This window comes from Micromonospora sp. ATA51 (genome assembly GCF_016802855.1).
Lineage (GTDB): Bacteria > Actinomycetota > Actinomycetes > Mycobacteriales > Micromonosporaceae > Micromonospora > Micromonospora sicca.
This window is the reverse complement of sequence record NZ_JAEVHJ010000499.1, coordinates 1-3,108: the sequence shown is the minus strand read 5'-3', so window position 1 is coordinate 3,108 and position 3,108 is coordinate 1. Positions and strand designations below refer to the sequence as shown.

At 75.1% G+C, this 3,108-nt stretch carries 6 protein-coding genes and 1 pseudogene; 4 read left to right on the top strand and 3 right to left on the bottom strand.

Translation table 11 applies throughout. The features are described from left to right. Positions 1-177: 177 nt before the first annotated feature. From rnhA to JNW87_RS36655, 4 genes are all read left to right on the top strand, one after another. A complete protein-coding gene (gene rnhA / locus JNW87_RS36670; protein ID WP_109805901.1) occupies positions 178-654 on the top strand; it encodes a ribonuclease HI in 477 nt (158 codons plus the stop codon). Between the two features lie 84 nt (positions 655-738). Then, entirely contained in the window at positions 739-891 is a 153-nt protein-coding gene (locus JNW87_RS41110) for a hypothetical protein (protein ID WP_238455298.1), read from the top strand. Further along, positions 888-1,961 carry a cytochrome P450 gene (locus JNW87_RS36660; RefSeq protein ID WP_238455297.1) on the top strand — a complete coding sequence of 358 codons (1,074 nt, stop codon included), beginning with the start codon at positions 888-890 and terminating at the stop codon, positions 1,959-1,961. The genes JNW87_RS41110 and JNW87_RS36660 overlap by 4 nt, the downstream gene beginning before the upstream one ends. Next, positions 1,958-2,176, top strand: coding sequence for a ferredoxin (locus JNW87_RS36655; protein WP_375373594.1), 219 nt, complete (start codon positions 1,958-1,960; stop codon positions 2,174-2,176). Before JNW87_RS36660 ends, JNW87_RS36655 begins: the two co-directional genes overlap by 4 nt. Positions 2,177-2,197: 21 nt before the next feature. Here the strand turns inward: JNW87_RS36655 and JNW87_RS36650 are convergent, their stop codons facing one another. The 3 genes and pseudogenes from JNW87_RS36650 to JNW87_RS36640 form a co-directional block, all read right to left on the bottom strand. Further along, complete coding sequence (locus JNW87_RS36650) at positions 2,198-2,431, bottom strand: hypothetical protein (protein WP_109805903.1); 234 nt, start codon at positions 2,429-2,431, stop codon at positions 2,198-2,200. A 54-nt stretch (positions 2,432-2,485) separates the two neighbouring features. After that, positions 2,486-2,722 (bottom strand): preprotein translocase YidC, encoded by a 237-nt coding sequence (locus JNW87_RS36645; protein WP_109805911.1) that lies wholly within the window; start codon positions 2,720-2,722, stop codon positions 2,486-2,488. Positions 2,723-2,830: 108 nt separating this feature from the next. Beyond that, a pseudogene (locus tag JNW87_RS36640) lies at positions 2,831-3,108 on the bottom strand (pentapeptide repeat-containing protein); the annotation flags it as partial.

Sequence of the window (3,108 nt, the reverse complement as noted above, 5' to 3'; positions counted from 1 at the left end):
GCCACCGCGTCGAAGTTCGGGAGGTTCGCGCCGGCGTACTCCACCAGCGCGGCCGGGCCGGCGTCCTCCAGCCGGGCCAGCCGTCGAGGTCCGCCGCCGGCGCCGCGAGGAACAGCTCCCCGGTCACCACGCGGGTCGGGTGGTCCCGCCGGCTGGCGTACCCGGTAGGTTGCCGGCATGGTGGAGGCGGTGGCCGGCAGGGTCGTGGAGATCTGGACCGACGGGGCGTGCAGCGGCAATCCCGGCCCCGGTGGCTGGGGGGCGCTGCTGCGCTGGGGCGACCACGAGCGGGAGCTGTGCGGCGGCGAGGCGACGCCGACCACCAACAACCGGATGGAGCTGACCGCGGCGATCCGGGCGCTGGAGAGCCTGACCCGACCGGTCACCGTCCGGCTGCACACCGACAGCACGTACGTGCGCAACGGCATCACCGGCTGGCTGGCCTCGTGGAAGCGCAACGGTTGGCTGACCGCCGCGAAGCAGCCGGTGAAGAACGCCGACCTGTGGCAGCGGCTGGAGGCTGCCTGCGCCCGGCACGACGTGACCTGGCTCTGGGTGAAGGGGCACAACGGTCACCCGGAGAACGAGCGGGCCGACGCGCTGGCCAACCGGGGCATGACCGAGGCCCGGGCGGAGGCGGCCGCCATCCGGTGAGGCGGCGGGTTGTGTCGAAGCCCGTCAATGGGTAACGTAGCGGATCGATGTCGTTACCGACAGTCGCCGCCCGGAGGTGTCCGCGTGACCCCTGCCGCCCTGACCGACCTGCCGCTCTGGCCACCGCTCAACCTGACCCGCGACCCGCTCGTCCCGCTGGACGCGGGGGAGCGCGCCGCTTCGTCGGGCCGGTCACCCGGGTCCGGCTGCCCACCGACGCGACCGCCTGGCTGGTGACCCGGCACGCCGACGTCCGGCAACTGCTGCGCCATCCGGGCTTCAGCGCCGACCTCACCCGGCCCGGTTTCCCGCTGCTGCGCCGGCTGGCCCCCGGGGCGCTCGGCGACCGGCGCGGCGGCTTCATCCGGATGGACGGGGCGGAGCACGCCCGGCTGCGCCGGATGCTCACCGCCGAGTTCATGATCAAGAACGTCCGGCGGATCGAGCCGCTGATCCGGCAGACCGTCGACCGGACCCTCGACGACCTGCGCGACGCCGGCCCGCCGGCCGACCTGGTGACGACGTTCGCGCTGCCGCTGCCGTCGATGGTGATCTGCCACCTGCTCGGCGTCCCGTACGCCGACCACGACTTCTTCCAGGAGCGCAGCCGCACCCTGATCGACCGGGACGCACCGCCCGAGCGGGTCCGGCGGCACGTGCAGGAGCTGCGCGACTACCTGCAACGGCTGGTCGAGGCGAAGGTCGCCGCCGGTGACCGCACCGACGACCTGCTCAGCCGGTTGGCCCGGGACCGGGTCGACACCGGCGAGCTGGCCGTCGACGAACTCGTCGGCATGGCGGTGCTGCTGCTCATCGCCGGCCACGAGACGACCGCCAACATGATCGGGCTGAGCACCCTGCTGCTGCTGCGCCACCCCGCCCGGTACGCGGCCCTGCGCGACGATCCGGGGAACGCCGACGCGCTGGTGGAGGAGCTGCTCCGCTACCTGACTATCGTGCGGACCGGCCTGCCCCGGCTGGCCACCGAGGACGTGGAGATCGGCGGGCAGCTCATCCGGGCCGGCGAGGGGGTGATCGCGGTGCTGTCGACCGCGAACCGCGACCCGGCGGTCTTCGACCGGCCCGAGGAGTTCGACCCGTACCGGGCGGCGCAGCAGCAGCTCGCGTTCGGCTTCGGGGTGCACCAGTGCATCGGCCAGCCCCTGGCCCGAGCGGAGCTGCGGATCGCGCTGGTCGAACTGGCCCGCCGCTTTCCCCGGCTGCGCGTCACCGCGACGGCGGGGCGACTGCCCACCCGGCACAGCTCGATCGTCTACGGCCTCGGCGAGCTGCCGGTGACCTGGTGACCGGGGGCGGCGCACCGATGCGGCTGCGGGTACGGGTGGACCGCGACCGCTGCTGCGGCTCCGGCAACTGCGTGCTGACCGCGCCGGAGGTCTTCGACCAGGACGACGCCGACGGGTTGGTCCTGCTCCGGTTCACCGCGCCGCCGCCGGAGGTGGGCGAGCGGGTCCGGCGGGCGGCCGACCTCTGCCCGGCCGGCGCGATCAGCCTCGACTGACGGCCCCGGCCGGCCGCCGGGTCACTCCTCGGGATTGGGAAGCTCGCCGGTGCCCGAGACGGCGTCGACGTCATAGCCGGCCCGGCTGGTCTCCCGAGCGGGTCGCGCCTCCTCGGCCGGGAGGTCGGCGAAGTCGTCGCCGGTGTCGTCGGTGGTGCGCAGGGAGTCGCCCGGTGGTCGCAGCGACGCCTCGTACGCGGTCGCGCCGTCGGGTTCGTCGGTCGCCGCGCGGCCGAAGGAATTCTCACTCGTCATTGTCGCCCTCCTGCCCGCGTCCGGCGACGGCAAACGTCGTCCGCTTGGGCCCGGTCAGCGGGTCGCGTCGGGGTGCCCGGGCATGCTGGAGCCGCCCGAGCTGCTGCCCGAGGCGCCGCCGGCCACCCCGGAGCCGTCGTCCTCGGTGACCAGGTCCGGCTTCGGTGCGCCGTCCTCCGGCGCCGGGACGTCGGTGTCCGCCCCCACCTGGACCAACCGGGCCTGACCGGCCTCGTCCTCGGCGTGCGCCGGATCGACCGGTTGCTTGCCCTGCCGTGCCCGATATCCCACGGTCGCCTCCCTGGTGCCGCCGGCCGCCGACGTGGTCATGACGGCGGCAGTTCCGGCTACCCGACGGCACCGCCGCGAAACGTCACCGCCCGTGGCTGCGGTATCGGGTCAGCGCCGGCGGCGCGTGTCCGGGCGTCCGGTCCGGGGGCGGGTCGGCGTCACCGTGAGCGACCAGTGCGCGGGGCGGCGCAGCGCCGCCGGCAGCGCGGTGCGGTGATCGCCGCGGGCCGCGTCGAGCTGCGACTGGTGCAGGAAGAGGCAGCGGCTCAGGTCGGCCCCGCGCAGGTCGGCCCCGCGCAGGTCCGCGCCGGTCAGGTCGGCCGCGCCGAGGTCCACGCCGCGCGAGGTCGGCGCCGATCAGGCAGGCGCCGCGCAGGCTCGCCCCG